Source organism: Deltaproteobacteria bacterium, assembly GCA_019308925.1.
In the GTDB taxonomy this organism is placed as follows: domain Bacteria; phylum Desulfobacterota; class B13-G15; order B13-G15; family RBG-16-54-18; genus JAFDHG01.
The window spans coordinates 34,852-52,237 of the sequence record JAFDHG010000005.1 but is presented as its reverse complement, the minus strand read 5'-3'; the positions used below and the strand labels follow the sequence as shown (position 1 = coordinate 52,237).

21 protein-coding genes are annotated in these 17,386 nt (G+C 52.1%); 8 read left to right on the top strand and 13 right to left on the bottom strand.

The features are described from left to right. The first annotated feature begins 138 nt into the window (after positions 1–138). The 6 genes from JRI46_01480 to gatA all read left to right on the top strand — a co-directional run bounded on the left by JRI46_01480 (position 139) and on the right by gatA (position 7,591). Positions 139–1,191: a response regulator gene (locus JRI46_01480; GenBank protein ID MBW2038263.1), complete on the top strand. Its 1,053-nt coding sequence runs from the start codon at positions 139–141 to the stop codon at positions 1,189–1,191. A 24-nt stretch (positions 1,192–1,215) separates the two neighbouring features. Next, positions 1,216–3,879, top strand: a complete 2,664-nt coding sequence (locus JRI46_01475; GenBank protein ID MBW2038262.1) for a valine--tRNA ligase — start codon at positions 1,216–1,218, stop codon at positions 3,877–3,879. Positions 3,880–3,889: 10 nt separating this feature from the next. Continuing rightward, positions 3,890–5,182 carry a hypothetical protein gene (locus tag JRI46_01470; protein ID MBW2038261.1) on the top strand — a complete coding sequence of 431 codons (1,293 nt, stop codon included), beginning with the start codon at positions 3,890–3,892 and terminating at the stop codon, positions 5,180–5,182. After that, positions 5,179–5,589 (top strand): CBS domain-containing protein, encoded by a 411-nt coding sequence (locus JRI46_01465; GenBank protein MBW2038260.1) that lies wholly within the window; start codon positions 5,179–5,181, stop codon positions 5,587–5,589. Before JRI46_01470 ends, JRI46_01465 begins: the two co-directional genes overlap by 4 nt. 8 nt (positions 5,590–5,597) lie before the next feature. Then, the gene (gene gatC / locus JRI46_01460; GenBank protein ID MBW2038259.1) at positions 5,598–5,882 is read left to right on the top strand and encodes an Asp-tRNA(Asn)/Glu-tRNA(Gln) amidotransferase subunit GatC; all 285 of its coding nucleotides are present in this window, start codon (positions 5,598–5,600) and stop codon (positions 5,880–5,882) included. 245 nt (positions 5,883–6,127) lie between these two features. After that, complete coding sequence (gene gatA / locus JRI46_01455) at positions 6,128–7,591, top strand: Asp-tRNA(Asn)/Glu-tRNA(Gln) amidotransferase subunit GatA (GenBank protein MBW2038258.1); 1,464 nt, start codon at positions 6,128–6,130, stop codon at positions 7,589–7,591. Positions 7,592–7,884: 293 nt separating this feature from the next. On the opposite strand, the gene JRI46_01450 is transcribed toward gatA, so the two are convergent. The 6 genes from JRI46_01450 to JRI46_01425 all read right to left on the bottom strand — a co-directional run bounded on the left by JRI46_01450 (position 7,885) and on the right by JRI46_01425 (position 11,599). After that, complete coding sequence (locus tag JRI46_01450) at positions 7,885–9,156, bottom strand: hypothetical protein (GenBank protein MBW2038257.1); 1,272 nt, start codon at positions 9,154–9,156, stop codon at positions 7,885–7,887. Between the two features lie 403 nt (positions 9,157–9,559). Continuing rightward, on the bottom strand, positions 9,560–9,964 hold the full coding sequence (locus JRI46_01445; GenBank protein MBW2038256.1) for a HEPN domain-containing protein: 405 nt from the start codon (positions 9,962–9,964) through the stop codon (positions 9,560–9,562). Beyond that, the gene (locus tag JRI46_01440; GenBank protein MBW2038255.1) at positions 9,961–10,281 is read right to left on the bottom strand and encodes a nucleotidyltransferase domain-containing protein; all 321 of its coding nucleotides are present in this window, start codon (positions 10,279–10,281) and stop codon (positions 9,961–9,963) included. Before JRI46_01440 ends, JRI46_01445 begins: the two co-directional genes overlap by 4 nt. A 337-nt stretch (positions 10,282–10,618) precedes the next feature. Continuing rightward, complete coding sequence (locus JRI46_01435) at positions 10,619–10,831, bottom strand: type II toxin-antitoxin system HicB family antitoxin (GenBank protein MBW2038254.1); 213 nt, start codon at positions 10,829–10,831, stop codon at positions 10,619–10,621. A 2-nt stretch (positions 10,832–10,833) separates the two neighbouring features. Then, positions 10,834–11,088: a type II toxin-antitoxin system HicA family toxin gene (locus tag JRI46_01430; GenBank protein MBW2038253.1), complete on the bottom strand. Its 255-nt coding sequence runs from the start codon at positions 11,086–11,088 to the stop codon at positions 10,834–10,836. Positions 11,089–11,215: 127 nt separating this feature from the next. After that, positions 11,216–11,599: a YbgC/FadM family acyl-CoA thioesterase gene (locus JRI46_01425; GenBank protein ID MBW2038252.1), complete on the bottom strand. Its 384-nt coding sequence runs from the start codon at positions 11,597–11,599 to the stop codon at positions 11,216–11,218. Positions 11,600–11,700: 101 nt separating this feature from the next. Between JRI46_01425 and alaC the strand changes: the two genes are divergently transcribed. Together alaC and JRI46_01415 are read left to right on the top strand one after the other, a co-directional pair. Beyond that, on the top strand, positions 11,701–12,873 hold the full coding sequence (gene alaC / locus JRI46_01420; protein ID MBW2038251.1) for an alanine transaminase: 1,173 nt from the start codon (positions 11,701–11,703) through the stop codon (positions 12,871–12,873). Further along, positions 12,870–14,177, top strand: a complete 1,308-nt coding sequence (locus JRI46_01415; protein ID MBW2038250.1) for a homoserine dehydrogenase — start codon at positions 12,870–12,872, stop codon at positions 14,175–14,177. Before alaC ends, JRI46_01415 begins: the two co-directional genes overlap by 4 nt. Before the next feature lie 37 nt (positions 14,178–14,214). On the opposite strand, the gene JRI46_01410 is transcribed toward JRI46_01415, so the two are convergent. The 7 genes from JRI46_01410 to JRI46_01380 form a co-directional block, all read right to left on the bottom strand. Further along, positions 14,215–14,415 (bottom strand): type II toxin-antitoxin system HicB family antitoxin, encoded by a 201-nt coding sequence (locus JRI46_01410; protein ID MBW2038249.1) that lies wholly within the window; start codon positions 14,413–14,415, stop codon positions 14,215–14,217. A gap of 99 nt (positions 14,416–14,514) precedes the next feature. Continuing rightward, positions 14,515–14,964 (bottom strand): hypothetical protein, encoded by a 450-nt coding sequence (locus JRI46_01405; protein MBW2038248.1) that lies wholly within the window; start codon positions 14,962–14,964, stop codon positions 14,515–14,517. Between the two features lie 438 nt (positions 14,965–15,402). Further along, on the bottom strand, positions 15,403–15,726 hold the full coding sequence (locus JRI46_01400) for a HigA family addiction module antidote protein (GenBank protein MBW2038247.1): 324 nt from the start codon (positions 15,724–15,726) through the stop codon (positions 15,403–15,405). Between the two features lie 11 nt (positions 15,727–15,737). Then, on the bottom strand, positions 15,738–16,019 hold the full coding sequence (locus tag JRI46_01395; protein ID MBW2038246.1) for a type II toxin-antitoxin system RelE/ParE family toxin: 282 nt from the start codon (positions 16,017–16,019) through the stop codon (positions 15,738–15,740). Positions 16,020–16,143: 124 nt separating this feature from the next. Continuing rightward, positions 16,144–16,521, bottom strand: coding sequence for a hypothetical protein (locus JRI46_01390; protein ID MBW2038245.1), 378 nt, complete (start codon positions 16,519–16,521; stop codon positions 16,144–16,146). 62 nt (positions 16,522–16,583) lie between these two features. After that, a complete protein-coding gene (locus JRI46_01385) occupies positions 16,584–17,003 on the bottom strand; it encodes a putative toxin-antitoxin system toxin component, PIN family (GenBank protein MBW2038244.1) in 420 nt (139 codons plus the stop codon). Then, positions 17,000–17,263, bottom strand: a complete 264-nt coding sequence (locus JRI46_01380) for an AbrB/MazE/SpoVT family DNA-binding domain-containing protein (protein ID MBW2038243.1) — start codon at positions 17,261–17,263, stop codon at positions 17,000–17,002. The genes JRI46_01385 and JRI46_01380 overlap by 4 nt, the downstream gene beginning before the upstream one ends. Between the last annotated feature and the right edge of the window lie 123 nt (positions 17,264–17,386).

The window sequence follows — 17,386 nt, the reverse complement described above, 5'->3', positions numbered from 1 at the left end:
TATAGAAACTCCTATAATCATGAAAAACTCAGGAAACTCCAGTAAGATAAATACTTGACACTACTAATTATTTATGTTTAAATTTTCTATATATTAGATAAAAAGAAAAACAAATAAACAGAAAGAAGGAGCAAAAAAATGCCAACGAGACTCCTTATTGCGGATGATAGCACCACCATTCAAAAGGTCTTCGAGAGGACCTTTCCTCCCGAGGAGTTTGCCCTCACCTTTGCCAACAACGGCGAGGAGGCCTTGGACAAGGCGAGAAAAGATAAACCAGACCTGGTCATTGCTGACATCAATATGCCCTTGAAGAACGGATTTGAGGTATGTGAGGAAGTGAAGAAGGATCCCCTCCTGAAGGGCACCCCTGTGCTGTTGTTGATCGGAATCTTAGATGATTTTGATGAGGATGAGAGCCACCGAGTGGGAGCGGATGGCTTTATCGTAAAGCCCTTTGAGGCCAATGCTGCCATCACTAAAGTGCAGGAGGCCCTAACCAAAAGGGCAGAAGCTCCCCCCTTGGAAGAGGCAGTGGAAGAAGCCCTCCCTCTGGAAGAGGTAGTGGTAGGGAAGGAAGAAGAGGTGTTGGAGCTAGAAGAGGTAGTGGAGGAGCCTGCTGCTGCCGCAGCACCACCTCCTCAAGAGAAACCAGAGGAGGGGGTTATCCTGGAGACCCCCCTGAAGGAGCTGGAGGCAGAGTTACAACAGGAGTTTCCTGGGGAGGAAGAGGAGGAAAAGGAAGAACCCTTGAGTTTGGACCTCCCCTTAGATGCGATGGAGTCCGAGCCTATAGTAGAGGGTGCGGAGGGGCCAAGTCTGTTCGGTGATTTAGGGGTAGAAGAGGCAGAAAAGGAGACCAAGGCCGAGAGGCTGGAGACCATCCTCGGTGAGAGCGCCACAGAACTGGAGAGGATTGAAGGTCTTGCCCCGAAGGAAGAAAAGGAGGAGTTCGAGGAGAGGTTCGCGGAGGCCTTTGAGCCCGTCTTCGAGGCAAAGGAAGAGGGTCTCAAAAAGGTCGGCGTCCCTGAAAAGGGTCTGGAAGAGGTCCTGAAGGAGGCCATGGGAGGACTAGCGGAGAAATTGGCAGCGGCGCTGGGCCAAGAGTTGAGGGAGACCGTGAAAGAGGTACTCAAGGAGACGGTCCCCAAATTGGTGCGCCAGGAGATAGAGAGATCGAGAAAAGGGTAAGGAGGAGGATGGAAGGCTATCATCATGGCCGATATATCGGAGAAGATCTATGATCCGAAAAAGGTAGAAGAGAAGTGGTATAGATTTTGGTTGGAGAAGGGGTACTTTCGGGCGGAGGTGGACTCCCCGAAGGAACCCTTTTCCATTGTCATTCCGCCACCGAACATCACCGGTTCCCTCCATATGGGGCATGCCCTCAACAACACCTTGCAGGACATCCTTGTGCGTTATAAGAGGATGAAGGGCTATAGTTGTCTCTGGATGCCCGGTACAGACCATGCGGGGATCGCCACCCAAAATGTGGTGGAGAGGGAATTGGCCAAAGAGGGGTTGGACCGTTACCAGCTGGGCAGGGAGGAGTTCATCAGACAGGTCTGGAAATGGAAAAAGAAATATGGCGGGGTGATCATTAACCAATTGAAGAAATTGGGCTCTTCCTGTGACTGGAGCAGGGAGCGCTTTACCATGGATGAGGGCCTCTCCCGGGCAGTCAGGGAGGTCTTTGTGCGCCTCTATGAAGAGGGACTCATCTATCAAGGGGACTATATCATCAATTGGTGCCCGAGGTGTCGCACCGCCCTCTCCGATCTGGAGGTGGATCATCATGAGGTTCCCGCCCACCTCTATCACCTGCGCTACCCCCTGGAGGAAGGGGGATATATCGTGGTGGTCACCACCCGTCCCGAGACCATGATGGGGGATACGGCGGTGGCCGTTAACCCCCAGGATGAACGCTATAAAGACCTCATCGGCAAGTATGTGATCTTGCCAGTGCTGAACAGGAAGATCCCCATCATTGCCGATGACTATGTCGATTCTGAATTTGGCTCCGGGGCCTTGAAGATCACCCCAGCCCATGACCCCTACGATTTTGAGATTGGGCAAAGACACAACCTGGAGGCAGTAAAGGTCATCGACGATGAAGGGATGATGACCGCTGAGTCCGGCCCCTACAAAGGCCTGGATAGGTTCCAGTGCCGGGAGAGGATCGTCGAAGACTTCCAGAGGGATGGGACCCTCTTGAAGATAGAGGACTACCATCACAGTGTGGGGCACTGTTACCGCTGCAAGACCATGGTGGAACCCTTCCTCTCCAAACAGTGGTTTGTCCGTACCAAGCCCTTGGCCGAACCTGCCCTCAAGGCCGTGGAGGAGAAACAGACCAGGATCATCCCCCCCATGTGGGAGCGGACCTATTTTGATTGGATGCGCAACATCCGCGACTGGTGTATCTCCCGACAGATATGGTGGGGACACCGAATCCCCGCCTGGTATTGTGAGGATTGTGGCCAGGCCACGGTGGCCAGGGATGAGCCCGAGATATGTTCCCACTGCGGCTCCCCTAGGCTCAGGCAGGAGACCGATGTCCTGGACACCTGGTTCAGCTCAGCCCTGTGGCCCTTCTCCACTATGGGATGGCCGGACGAGACAGTGGAATTGAAGCTCTTTTATCCCACCTCAGTCTTGGTCACCGGTTTTGACATCCTCTTCTTCTGGGTGGCGCGGATGATGATGATGGGGCTCAAATTTATGGGAAATGTCCCCTTCCGAGATATATATATCCATGCCTTGGTGAGGGACATTGAGGGGCAAAAGATGAGCAAGACCAGGGGGAACGTCATCGATCCCCTGGTGATGATCGAAAAATATGGCACCGATGCCTTCCGCTTCAGCCTCGCCGCCTTCGCAGCCCAGGGGAGGGATATCCGCCTCTCCGAGGAGAGGATTGAGGGGTATAGAAACTTCGCCAATAAGATCTGGAATGCGGCGAGATTCTCCTCGATGAATCTGAGGGACTACCAAGATGACCATGAAGGGATGGACCTTGCAGTTTGTAGCACCCCTGATAAATGGATCTTGGCCAAGCTCAACCAGGCCATCGCCGAGGCCACCCGGGCCCTGGAGGAATATCGATTTAACGAAGGGGCCCAGGTCCTCTACCACTTCGTCTGGCATGAGCTGTGTGACTGGTACCTGGAGCTGATCAAGCCCTATCTCTATCAGGGGAGCGATGGAAGCCGGAAGACCATCACTCAGAAGACCTTGGTCTATGTTCTGGATAAGACCCTCACATTGCTCCATCCCTATATGCCCTTTATCACGGAGGAGATCTGGCAGAGGTTGCCCCATGACGGCGAAAGCATCATGGTGGCCGATTACCCTGAGGTGAAGCCAGAGTTGGTTGATGAAGGGGCGGTGAAGGAAATGGAACGCATTATGGGGGTGATCACTGGGGTGCGAAATATCCGGGGGGAGATGGGCATACCCCCCCTCACCTTCGTGGATGTGATCCTGGTCACTGAAGATGAGGAGATCGCCTTTAGCCTTGGGAAGTACCTGGACTTTGTCAAGGATCTGGCCAGGGTCAGGGAGGTGATGATCCTGACAAGGGGTGAGCGTCCCCGGGCAGCTGCCACTGCCCTAGCGGATGGGGTGGAGGTGTTTGTCCCCCTTCAGGGGGTGGTCGAAGACCCACAGAGGGAGCAGAGGAGGCTTACCAAGGAGCTGCGCAGACTCCTAGACGAGCTAGAACTCACCCAGAGGAAACTGGCCAACGAATCCTTCCTCACAAAGGCCCCTCCTGAGGTGGTGAATAAGGAGCGGGAGAGGCTTCAGGAGTTTTCCTCCCTCAAGGAGAAGCTGAAGGGGAGATTGAATATCTTCAAGGAGCTGGCAGGGGGCGGTTGAGACCGCAGGTATGGGCCAGAAGATAATTGGGAAATTCAGTGAAGAGTATTGCCCCCGCTATCTCACCTGGGAGGAGAGGCTCGATCTCCTGCAGGGGCTCCAGCAAAGGGTGTCTGAGGAGATCGGGCGGATCGAAGAGTTTCAAACAAAGTATCACGATAGATTGGCCACGGTCGCCTCCGCCGGGACCGTGGGGGAGTTAAAGGAGCTACACCAGGACCTCAATCAGTTGACCCTGAAGGGCTTTCTGGAGAGTTACTCGGTAAGGGGAACCCATGAACTCTGCTCCGCATACAGGGACAAGATCACGGAGAGGTTGTTGGTGCTGGTACAGGAGGAGATGGTGCAAGAGGGGTTCGGCCCCCTACCTACCCCCTATGCGTGGTTGACCATGGGGAGCAACGGCAGGAGGGAACAAGTCCTCTTCACCGACCAGGACGATCTCCTGGTCTATAGATATGAGGAAAGAGGGGTTGAGCAGCTCTGGAAATTAGAGGAGGGAATAAGGGGGAAATTAGTCAAGATAGATATAGGGGAGACCCCCACCCCGCCGAAGAAGAGGGACATCCTGAATGGATATTATGAGATCTTCTCCCGAAAGATGGTGCAGCGGCTGGATGAGATCGGAATCGAGAAGTGTAAGGGAGGAGTTATGCCCAGCAATGAGAAGTGGCGGGGAAGCCTTATGGATTGGAAGGAGAGGGTGGAGGGGAAGGTCAACTATGACACCGGGATCCTCACTACCTTGGACCTCATCATCCTCATGGACTTAAGGTATGTGGGGGGGGACCAAGGGTTGGCTGAGGAGTTGATCTCCTCCGTAAACGAACATATAGAGGAGAACCAGGCCCTCTTGAATGAGATGGTTCGTTCTGCCATCTTCATGCCCATCCCCCTGGGGCTTTTCAATCGGTTCATCACGGAGCGCTCAGGGGAGCATAAAGGGAAGCTAAACTTGAAGTTGGGGGGATGGGCACCGCTAGTCCTCATCGTGAGGATCCTGGCCAGGAGACACAGGTTGTCCCCTACTAACACCATGCAGAGGATAAAGGAGCTGAGGGAGCTGGATGTCTTCACCGCAAAGTTTGCCGCAGAACTACAGGAGGCCTATTACGTATTGGTAAAACACCGCATCCTCCATCAGGTGGAGCTGATCCGCGAGGGGATGGGGAACGATAACTATATAGACCCCTACAGTCTGTCGGACGAGGAACAGGCAGAACTCAAGGATTCCTTGCGAAGGGTAGAGGCCCTGCAGAAGCGGGCCCACAACATCTTTCTTGCGGGAGGGGTTATGGGATGAAGGTGAACGAGGTGATGAACAAAAAGGTGATTACTTGTCATCCTGAGGAGAAGGTATCGGCCATCCTGAACAAATTAAAACTCTTAAATATAAGCGGCATGCCGGTGGTCTTAAAGGGGAGACTGATGGGACTGATTTCCCGGACAGACATCCTCAATTATCTGAGCATGGGGATGGAGGTGGAGAAGATAGACAAAAAGGAGTTGTTGATAAAGTACAACACCTACACCGAAGAAATCATGATCAAGGAGGTGATTACCGTGGATCCTTCCTTCACTGTAGAAGAGGCGGCGAAGGTGATGGTGGAGCATGATATAAATATGCTTCCGGTGATCCAAGAAGATCAGGTCGTCGGGATCTTGACCCGGGGGGATATTGTCAAGGCCCTGGCTGAGGAGTGTATGTGAGGTAGCAGATGAAGATAGAGATAGGAGAGGTTGAGTATGTGGCGCGTCTGGCAAGGTTGAAGCTCTCCGAGGAAGAAAAGGAGCTCTTCACAGTCCAGTTGAACGCCATCTTGGACTATATGGAAAAGCTCAATGAGATGGACACCAGGGCAATAGAACCCACCTTTCACGTGGTATCTCACCGTAACGCCATGCAGGAGGATGAGGTGGGGGAGTCTTACCCTCAGGAGGCCTCCCTGGAGAATGCACCGGACAGGACCAAGGGCTGCTTCAGAGTACCCAAGATCATCTAAAGGTCAGGGGGATCTTTACCGTGAAAATACTTCACGGTAAATTTTGGAGTCAAAGGTCACCTCGAACCTTTAGATTTTTTCAACACTACGCCAGGGGGCTATGCCCCCTGAAACCCCAATAAGGAATTTCCTTTTTGGGGAGTTTGAGGGGAGTAACCCCTCAACGGGAGGCCGAAGGAAAGACCGAGGTATTTTCATCAGCGGAGGTGAGGGCAAACCCTCGTAAGGGTTTGGGAGGGGAGAGGTTGTACAGTCTTACCATCCATGAGCTCTATGAGAGATTGAGCAAGGGAGAGGTTTCCTCCCAGGAGGTCACCGCTGTCCTCTTGGAGAGGATTCGTGAGATCAATCCACAGATAAAGGCCTACCTCACGGTAGCACAACAGGAGGCGATGAGGGGGGCTCAAGAGGCCGATCGGAGGATAGCCGCAGGAAAGATCTCCCCACTGACAGGTGTCCCCCTGGCGATAAAGGACAACATGTGCACCCAGGGGATCAAGACCACCTGTGCCTCGAAGATATTGGAGGACTTCGTGCCGCCCTATGACGCCACGGTCGTCAAGAGGCTTAAAGGTGAGGGGGGGGTCATCCTCGGTAAGGTAAATATGGACGAGTTCGCCATGGGGTCCTCCACAGAGAACTCCAGTTTTACCATCACCCGCAATCCATGGAACCTGGATGCCATCCCCGGGGGATCGAGCGGCGGCTCGGCCGCTGCGGTGGCCGCCGATGAGTGTATCGCCTCCCTGGGATCCGACACCGGGGGCTCTATCCGGCAACCTGCCGCCTGTTGTGGGGTAGTGGGGATGAAGCCGACCTACGGAAGGGTCTCCCGCTATGGTCTGGTGGCCTTCGCCTCGTCCTTGGACCAGATAGGCCCCATCACCAAGGACGTGGAGGACTGTGCCATCTTGCTGAACGCCATCGCCGGGTACGATCCCCTCGATTCCACATCGGCCGATCTCCCCACCCCTGATTACAGAAGGGCCCTTGTGAAGGATATAAGGGGATGGGTCTTGGGGGTCCCTAAGGAGTTCTTTGTGGAGGGCATGGATCCAGAGGTGGAAGAGAGGGTGTGGGAGGGAATCAAGGTCTTGGAGGATCTAGGGGCGGTGGCAAAGGAGATATCCCTCCCCCATACCCCTTACGCTGTGGCGGCATACTACATCATCTGTACTGCTGAGGCCAGCTCCAACCTTGCCAGATATGACGGGGTGAAATACGGTCTCCGGGCACCGGGATCCAGGGACCTCATGGAGATGTACCTGGAGACCCGCTCCCAGGGTTTCGGACCCGAGGTGAAGAGGAGGATCATGTTGGGGACCTATGTCCTGTCCTCAGGATATTATGATGCCTACTACCGAAAGGCCTCCCAGGTGAGGACCCTCATCAAGGGGGACTTCGAGGAGGTCTTTGGTGAGTGTGATGCAATCATCACCCCCACATCCCCCACCCCCGCCTTTCTTATAGGGGAGAAGGCGCAGGACCCTCTACAGATGTACCTCTCGGACATCTTCACTATCTCTGTGAACCTGGCCGGGGTGCCAGCCATATCTATACCCTGCGGCTTCAGCAGTAGGGGACTCCCCATAGGGCTCCAGATCATCGGAAGGCCCTTTGAGGAGGATAAAATAATCCAGGTCGCCTACACCTTTGAGCAGAATACCGGGCATCGTAGAAGGAGACCCTCCTTGCCGCCGTCAAATTAGGCTTCTCCTGAAGGATGAGATGTTATTCGTGACCGCGCTTTCAACCTTCTTCATATTCAGGGTATAAGGGATATCCGGGGTTTCTATGATCTTAGCTGGAACATGTCGGGGGGAGGCCTTTTCACGTAGAGTCTTTTTAATCTTGAGTCTACTGCAGAAACCTTATATATAGATTTTCTATTTTCAGGCCATCAGGCCATGCTCTTTGACAAATTAAATGGATATAGCATCAAGTTGAACATAAATTGCCATGAATTGTCAAGATATAAGGATATCAGGACTTTCCCCATTTTTCAGAAAAGGGAGAGTTGGGGAAGGGGCGGATCTTTGGTGTTTCTGACCCAAAGGCCTTTACCCACCCTGCAAAGTATTTCTCTGATCCCATCGGCTAAGGCATAGTAGCGAAAATCAGGTATCCCAAAGATCCTCCTGGCAGCCCTCAAGGCATAACGGGCCAAGATCTCAAGCCTCGCCCTTAGCCCCAAATGCACCGCAGTGAAATATGCCACCACCAACACCAAAGCTGCCAAATTCCTCAACCTCTCATAGGTAAGCACCCGGATGTCCTCTAAGTCATAACTCTGCTTGATAAAACGAATCGTCTCCTCCACCTTCCAGCGAGTCACATAGGCATCCACCACCCACCAAAGTCCCTCCCGCCCCTTTCCTATCTGAACATTGGTGAGTAACATCATCGGCTCAGCCCCAAACCCCTTCACCACTACAACAAATAACTCCTCAGCCCTGCCTGGTAACCGCACCCTCCGAACCCCACCTGCCCGTCCGGCAGGCGGGTACGACACCCGATACAACCGCTCCCGAGCACCATCCTGCCTCACTACCACCTCTTCATACGGCAACGGACAACCCTGGGCCAACACACTCGCCCTCATAACCCTGCCCCGATACAGCAGATTCCGATCACCCACAAGCCGAACCAAAAAACGCCTCCCCTCCTCCAAAAAGGGATAAAACAAGCTACGCCTATCCCCTCCCCGATCCAATACCCAGATGCCACGGCTACCTATATGCCTGCAGACCACACCAACGGCCTTAAGGATCTCATCATTCTCACTCCTGAAACCAGGAGCAAGCGGAGAGTAAAGCTCATGATACAACGGAACTATCTCAGCCTCGCCCACCTCAACCCCCACCATATCACATGTCCAATAACCATCGGCCAATACCCCCTCACTGCCATCTCGCACCCGACACAGATACTCCATCTTTTTCGCATACTTTTTAACTACCTCGGATGTGTCTATGATCAAAAGGGTATCCTCCCCGACCCTTGAAGAGGCATCCCTGATTATGGCCTCAGTCAAATGGCTGCGCAGCCCAGGATAAGCCAATCGGACACACAGACGATCTATGGTCTTCTTCAGAGATATCTCCTCCTGCAGCGCCCGGGCAATCTCACTCAGACGCACAGAACCCCTGGCAGCAATCCCATACACCGCCTCGGCCACAAACCGCCGCATCACCTTAGGCAATCCATCAGAAAGTTTCCCCGAAAAAAGCACCATCTGAGCTCGCAATTTGGCACATACCTGTGTTATATTCATAACGGCCTCCTGTGGTATGTTGTGGATTTTACTGATAAATCCACACCCTGCATCATACCAAAAGGAGGCTATTTTTTAAGAAAAAAGTTTCCCCATTTTTTCATCAAGAACATACCTTTCCACATGCGATCCTTCCTAAGCTATTAATATCAATAGCCTATTTCAATTTGATAGAGGATTTTTGGGGAAACTCCTGTTATAAGCCCCTTGAAACCTTTCTACCTTTCTTTTCCACCCCTTCCCTGCTGCGTCATGTCTCGTGCCCCCCTCAAGGCTGTGCGCTCGTCGATGGGGCCGGGTCTGTTTTCTTGCACGGAGATTTCGGACAAACTCATGTCCTCGTATTGATTCGTTCCTGCCTCTGCCTTGTCTCTTTGCTTCTGATAGAGCAAACGATGTCCGATTACAGGAATCCATGTTCTACGAGGTGTGCCTTCACCTCATCGACGAATTTCTGCGCCTCTTCCAGAACCTGACCTGCTTCTCTATCGCTCACCTGAATTTGCGCTGCATAGTCGGAGCGTTGCCTCAAATCGAAGGCATTGTGGAGCCGCCGCGACAGCTCCTTCTTGAACGCCCCTGTTTTAACAAACTCTTTATCAAAGAGTGATATGGCGCCACTATGCTTTGAGGTCTCCTGTTTTCTGGTTGCCAGAAGGGCGAGAACAGAATAGAACATGGCGTAATAGGACCGATTTACAGATGGCCTAGTGAGTCCCTGATCCAGCAACACCTGTGCAGCATCAAGAGACTCCCGAGCCTGCTCAAGACGATAGGAGACCAAAACCTTTACATTGGTAGTCGTCATGCGGCCACACCTTCCTGAAGGATATTGTCAATGAGGGTGCTTTCAGACATGGGTCCCTTCTCGAACTGGTCGGAATCGAATACTATGGTCGTAATCACGCGATCGTTTTCAAATCCTACCTCCCAGGCAATATCCCGAATTCGGCGGTCGATCTCGTTATCGACGCGGTCAAGGACAATACAGATATCAAGATCCGACTCCCATGTTGCAACCCCGCGGACCCGGGAACCAAAGGCCCAAATCCTTGCTTCCGGGAAATGCTTACGTATTCGTGAACTGAATTCATTTAAGATGTTTCTATCTCCCTGAGATATCAAAGTGTCACCTCCTTTAGGGGCCACATCTTCATTTGTCACTTACTCCCTTTACTGCTTTATTCGCTCCAAACAAAAAAGGGCCTTTGAAGCCCCTTAAAACCTTTCTACTTCTCTTTTCCTCCCCTTCCTTGCTGCGCCATACCTCGTGACCCCCTCAAGGCCGTGAAGGTATTAAATGCGCGTTGTCGATAGCTCTTTTTTCTTATCCGCCCTTTGCATCGAGACACGTTATGGGGTTTATAGCACAGAATCGCCAACAAGTAAATCCAAAGGGTGTGTCAAGCGCAACCCTTCTTATACAGCAGGCGGCGGGGTTAGGCTGAGTCTCTGAGATGCGTCACGCGTACATCAGGCGGCCCTTAGGCTGGGGAATCGGTCTGCCTTCTTCCTGAGCGGTTTCGATCCATTCGTCAATGATTTGTTCTGCATTCTCAAGGGCCTCTTGATATGTCTTACCATCGGCCATGCAGCCTGGCAGTTCAGGGACCTCCGCTACGAAGGCATTGTCTTCCTCGCTCCAAAAAATGATGATCTCATACTTGCTGTCCATTGTTAATTACCTAAAGTTAACTCATACTTGAGAATGATATTTCTGACCTGCTTGACCTGATAAGGCTTTGCATTTGCGCCTTTGGGTTGAAGGTTGAGAATTTCTTCCACTCCCTCCTTCGTGAAAATGTGATGGTCACCCTTTATCCTTTCCCTAAAGCCGAGCTGTTTCATCAGTTGACAGAGCTCCGAGAAGGGGACATTCGCGTCTGAACGGCGCAATAGGATGTGCTGGTAAAGCCTCTCGTATTTCCCCACAACATAAGAATAGCATAATAAAGCTCACATGCCAATAGCCAGACCGTTCCATCATTACGTGCCTGGCCATAACAAATAGCATCCCACAAAAACTCATAGTTCAAGCCCTGCTTCCCTCTTCCCCGAACTATCGCAACCCCTGGATAAACTCGTCAGGCAGCCTCCTCGGCTTACCCTCCGCAGTAATACAGACCATCTGGTTCTTTCCCTCGGCGATGAGCCTCACGGTATCTTTTACGATCACCCGATGGTGGAAGGTAAAGGAGGCCTTGGTCAGCTCGGAGACCTCTGTCTGTATCTGTATAACCTCCCCGTACCTGGCCGAGGAGTAATAATCTATCTCCACCCTCTTGACGATGAAGTAGATCCCCTCCTTTTCCCAATCCGCCAGGGAGAGCCCCCTGGTAGCCAAATACTCGAACCACGACTTCTCAAAATACTGAAGGTAGTTGGCGTAATATACCACTCCCCCAGCATCGGTATCGCCATAATAGATCCTGGTCTCCCACATACTTCCTCCTTGACCCCATCAATCGCTTTGTGATAGTTTTTTATAATAAAAGACCTAGCTACTCTAATAAAAAGTAGCAAAACTTGTCAACCGGAGGAGGGATGGAGGAGTTCCATCGGATACAGAGGTTGCCACCTTATGTCTTCGCCCAGGTGGATGAGCTGAAGATCGCCGCCCGCAGGAGGGGGGAGGACATCATCGACCTCGGGATGGGGAATCCGGATATCCCCACCCCCAAACATATCGTGGATAAGTTGATGGAGGCGGTCCGCAACCCCCGCAACTATAGGTATTCCGCCTCCAAGGGGATCTATAAGCTGCGGCTAGCCATCACCGATTGGTATCAACGCCACTACGATGTAGACCTCGATCCTGATACCGAGGCTATCGCCACCATTGGCTCTAAGGATGGCATTGCCCATCTCGCCCTGGCCACCCTGGGTCCCGGAGACGTGGTCTTCGTCCCTAACCCCACCTACCCCATCCACAGCTATTGTGTGGTCATTGCCGGGGGAGATCTCCGCAGCATCCCCTTGAGCAATGATGAGGACTTCTTTGAGCGCCTGCAGGCCGCCACCAAACTCACATGGCCTAAGCCCAAGATGCTAATCATCAATTTCCCCCACAACCCCACCACCATGGTGGTGGATCGCTCCTTCTTCGAGAAGATTGTCCAGTTCGCCAAAGAGCATCACCTTCTTGTGGTCCATGACCTGGCCTACGCCAATCTGGTCTTTGATGGGTATCGGGCCCCCAGCATCCTTCAGATCCCCGGGGCAAAGGACCTGGCAGTGGAGTTCTTCACCCTGTCCAAGAGCTATAGCATGCCTGGTTGGCGGGTGGGCTTTGCTATAGGTAACAGGAGGATGGTCAACGCCCTAGCCAGGCTCAAGAGCTATTTCGACTACGGGATGTTTCAACCCATCCAAATAGCGGCCATCATCGCCCTCAACTCCGAGCAAGACTGCGTGCAAGAAATCGCCGAGACCTACAGGTCGCGCAGGGACATCTTGGTAGAGGGGTTGAACAGGGCTGGATGGCGGGTAACCAAACCTAAGGCCACTATGTTTGTCTGGGCCGAGATCCCGCAGGCCTTTCAGAGGATGGGCTCCCTGGAGTTCTCCAAGTTCCTCCTGAGGGAGGCAAAGGTGGCTGTGTCTCCAGGGATCGGCTTTGGTGAATTTGGAGAGGGCTACGTGCGGTTTGCCCTAGTGGAGAACGAGCATCGCATAAGACAGGCCATCCGCGGGATAAGGAGGGCGCTGCAGGGGTGAAGGAGATCAAGATAGGGCTCATCGGCTTCGGCACTGTGGGCACAGGGGTGGTGAAGATATTTCAGGAGAATGCCTCCTTGATAGAGGGGCGCCTGGGGGGGAGGATCTGCCTGCACAAGATCGCCGACATAGACCTAGATAGGGACCGGGGGGTAGAGGTTTCGAGAGAGGTGCTGACATCAGACGCCCAGGAGGTGATCAAGGACCCGGAGATAGCCATCATCATGGAGTTAATGGGGGGGATTGAGCCGGCACGCACCTTTATCCTGAAGGCCATGGAGGCGGGCAAACATGTGGTCACGGCCAACAAGGCCTTGCTGGCCCTCCATGGGGGGGAGATATTTGCCACCGCCCAAAGATATGGGGTGAGGATCTGCTTTGAGGCGAGTGTGGGAGGGGGTATCCCCATCATCCGCTCCCTCAGGGAGGGGCTGGTGGCCAATCGGATCATCTCCATCTTTGGAATCCTCAACGGCACCTCCAATTACATCTTGACCAGAATGACCCAGGAGGAAAAGGGGTTCCGCGAGACCTTGAGAGAGGCGCAGCGATTGGGCTATGCCGAGGCAGACCCCACCCTCGATGTGGAGGGGACAGATGCCGCCCATAAGCTCTCCATTCTTGCCTCTATGGCCTTTGGCATCAGGGTGAACTTTCAAGATATCTTTGCGGAGGGGATATCACGCATCACCCCACTGGATATCCAGTACAGCCTGGAGTTCGGCTATCGGGTGAAACTCCTGGCCATAGGGAAGTGGGATGGGGAGAGGGTGGAACTCAGGGTCCATCCCACCATGCTACCGGCCCATCACCTGCTGTCCACAGTGGAGGGTGTTTTCAACGCCATCTATGTCTCCGGGGACGCCGTAGGGCCCACCATGTTTTACGGGCAGGGGGCAGGGGCGCTGCCCACCGGGAGCGCGGTGGTGAGCGACCTGGTGGATCTTTGCCAAGATATAATCAAAGGCGTCAAGGAACAGGGGCCGATGGTTACCCCCTTTTGGTCGTCTCAGGGTGGCGAGATTAAGGATATGGAGGAGGTGGTAACCCCTTACTATCTCCGATTTACCGCCCTGGACCGCCCCGGGGTCCTCTCCAAGATCTCGGGCATTCTGGGGGAGCATGAGATCAGCATCGCCTCAGTGATACAGAAGGGCAGGAGGGTAAAGGGGGCAGTACCCATCGTCATGATGACCCATGAGGCCAAGGAGAAAAATATACGTCAAGCCCTCCGGGAGATAAACAGGCTTGACATCATCCAGGCAAAGACTACCTTGATCAGGGTGGAAGGAGATGTGGCGTAGGAAAGAAATGCGGGAAGTGTCCCTCATCATCCCTGACTCATGCAGATACCGCAAAAACTTCACGTAGTTCTGGTATTTCCTCGCCATGTTCTAACCGATCAGCCAAAACACGCAGAGCCAAGGCCTTGACCTTTGAAATGGCTTCCTCACGGCTTTGACCATACGTCATGACACCGGGCAAATCTGGCACCTCGGCAATCCAACGGCCGTCTTCCTCAAGTTCAACCTCTACAATCATCGGTCATATCTCCATTACCTGGACAATACTCCAGGGACATAATACCAATCTTTTGAGTAAAGCAATTTAAAATTAGTATTATGTCTCCGACTTTTTGTTTCAATTATCATTTTCTTCCAGCCATGCAACATCGGCTAAATCCCTCGGCCGACCGGAAGCTTTTTTATTTTGAAGAAGATGGGCTTTGCTTATGATGGGGAGTTTTAGACCTTCTACTTCGACTTCTTTACGATGAGGCCAGGCTTCGTCAAAGCCAACCCCATCAAGTATAGTCATAATGTCGATCCTTCTAGGGGCAACCCCGATCTGAAAGACGATATCAGGCTTTGCCAGATCTTCCACCTTCAGGTCTTGCAGTGGTGCACCAAACTTTGCAAGAGATCTCCAAACGCACTGAGCGTTTTCATCGGAACAGCGAACCCAAAGGTCTATGTCGCCGGTGGCCCGTGGGTAGCCATGGGCAGCCAAGGCATAAGCACCAACAACGAGAAACTCAACGTCTTCCTCGATAAATAGTGACAATATGTCTCGGAAGTCGGGGTTCAGCAAGAGGTTCTCCCTTAAAAGCCCATGCATCGAGCGAGAGCTGCCACATCATCCCGAGGCGCTCCGAAGGCGTAGTATCACGGAGGTCTAGCTCTTTGCCCTGGTCAGCTAAACTCGAGATGCGGATTGTTCGGACATGTTTCATATCAATATCTTATCACACTTCAAAAACTATTGGAAGGAACTAATCGTGCGTAAGCTTGCCGAGCAAATCTGTAGGAAGAGCCCTTTTTCTTAAATGACCCATGAGGCCAAGGAGAAAAATATGCGTCAAGCCCTTCAGGAGATAAACAGGCTTGAGATCATCCAGGCAAAGACTACCCTGATCAGGGTGGAAGGAGATGTGGCGTAGGGAAGAAATATGGGAAGTGTCCCTCGTCTGTATATCGTCTCCTCAGAACGACCCGAACATGCGACGGTAGGCGTCGGCTGTAGCGAGTGTTAGCCGCGGATTTGAGCCGTTGGGCTTACTGCCAACACCTTCACCTCATTTTCAAGCCGTCCTTCAAGCCGGTCCTTCTCCACTTCAAGATCATAACGTGCCTGAAGATTCAGCCAAAAACGCTCTGACATACCGAAATACCGCGACAATCTAAGGGCCGTATCGGCCGTGATTGAACGTTTCCCTTGAATAATTTCGTTGATACGGCGTGGATACACACTAATATCCTTGGCCAACCTGTACTGGCTGATGCCCATTGGCTTTAGAAACTCTTCAAGTAAAATTTCTCCAGGATGTACTGCTTCAAACTTACTCTCGCCCATTCGCTGCCCTCCTAATGGTAATCCGCAATCTCAACCTCGTAGGCGTTTCCCTCCTTCCACTGAAAACACACACGCCACTGGTCATTGATACGAATACTATACTCTCCCTCACGGTCCCCAGAGAGCTTCTCAAGACGGTTCCCAGGAGGAACACTTAGATCGTCTAACCGTTCTGCGGCATCCAGTATCGCAAGTTTTCGCCATGCTATGCGGTGTAGATTCGCGGGAAATCGCCGCGAGAAATGTCGTGAAAAGAGCCGCTCCGTTTCTTTGTCACGAAAACTCTTTATCACAAATTAATAATAGCGCATCGCGCTATTACTGTCAAGCGTTATTATCAACCTTTATCTATCCTCACCGCTTACGCCGCTATTGCCTCGGCTAACGGGGCGCGAGAAAAGCAGGCGTAGCGAGGAGTTAGGTGGGTTTTTTCTTTCCGATTAAATAACTGTGATCCACGAGAATATAATTATAATCCTCGCATCTCCATGCCAAGTTTTCCTTAGCTGACATCGTCATGTTCATCGTATTCTTCAGTAACGTCTTAGGCCCTATGAATTGACTCAGAGGTTTCTCCTCATTGGCCCGATAACAGATTCCTTTACCAGCCATAACAAAGCCATTCTCTATCACCTTGCCACACCTTGGGCATTTGTATGTAATGTAACTATCTATTTCACCATAGCTTTTGTATTCAGTATTTAATTTCTGAAGCTTCTTTAACGTAAGGTATAAAAATAGAAGAACAAATATTCCGACAGCCCCCGCACTTATTACATACAAAAGTCTTTCCATAATCTTCTCAACTTAGAAATATGGGAAGTGTCCCTGGGGAATATCCCGAGTTGAGCGAGTGGTTAGCTTCCCCTTCTCTCCCCAAGATAATCGTCGACAAACTTCCGAGGCCTTACAACCTCTATGCCGCGATAGCCGGATACCTTTAAGAGTTGCTTATCGCCACTAATAATGAGCTTGGTCTTGCTCGCCAGGGCACAAGCCAAAAACTTGTCGTCATCAGGGTCGACACAAACCGGTTCAGGCAAGCTTGGAGCCAGAGTCAGTTCTGCCTCGACAGTGAGAAGCTCAAGGATTGGGGCTAACTCGACTCCTGAAAATTGGGCCGCCAAAGTTTCACCAACCCGCAGATATTCCTCAAGTATTTCCTGCGAGACCACCAATTTAACCTCGCCCTCACGCCAGGCTTTAAGGATCTGATAGGGAGGCCCAGTGAAGAAAACACCGGAAATGAAGACATTCGTGTCGAGTATTACCTTCACTTAGCCTCTCGGGCCTTAGCAATTGCCGCTCCAATGTCAGATCGTTTCATACCAGCCAGTCTGGCCTGTTTCCGGGCTTCAGCAATAAGCTCGTCGAATTCCTCCATAGAAGGCGGTGAAATTGCCTTGAGGATCACTGTACCCTTCTCACCCACCACAACGAATTGGGAGCCGGGCTTCAAACCGAGCCGCTTTCGGATCTTCTCCGGAATAACCACTTGACCCCTGGAGGACATCTTTGTGGTTGCTAATCCCGCCATTTTTCACTCCTAAGAATTGTTTGATCTTACCAATAAGAATATAGTACACTGGTGAACTTTTGGCAAGGGGAAAATGGATTCAACTCCTTGGGAAGTTAATGGGGCATGAGATAAGCTGTACTC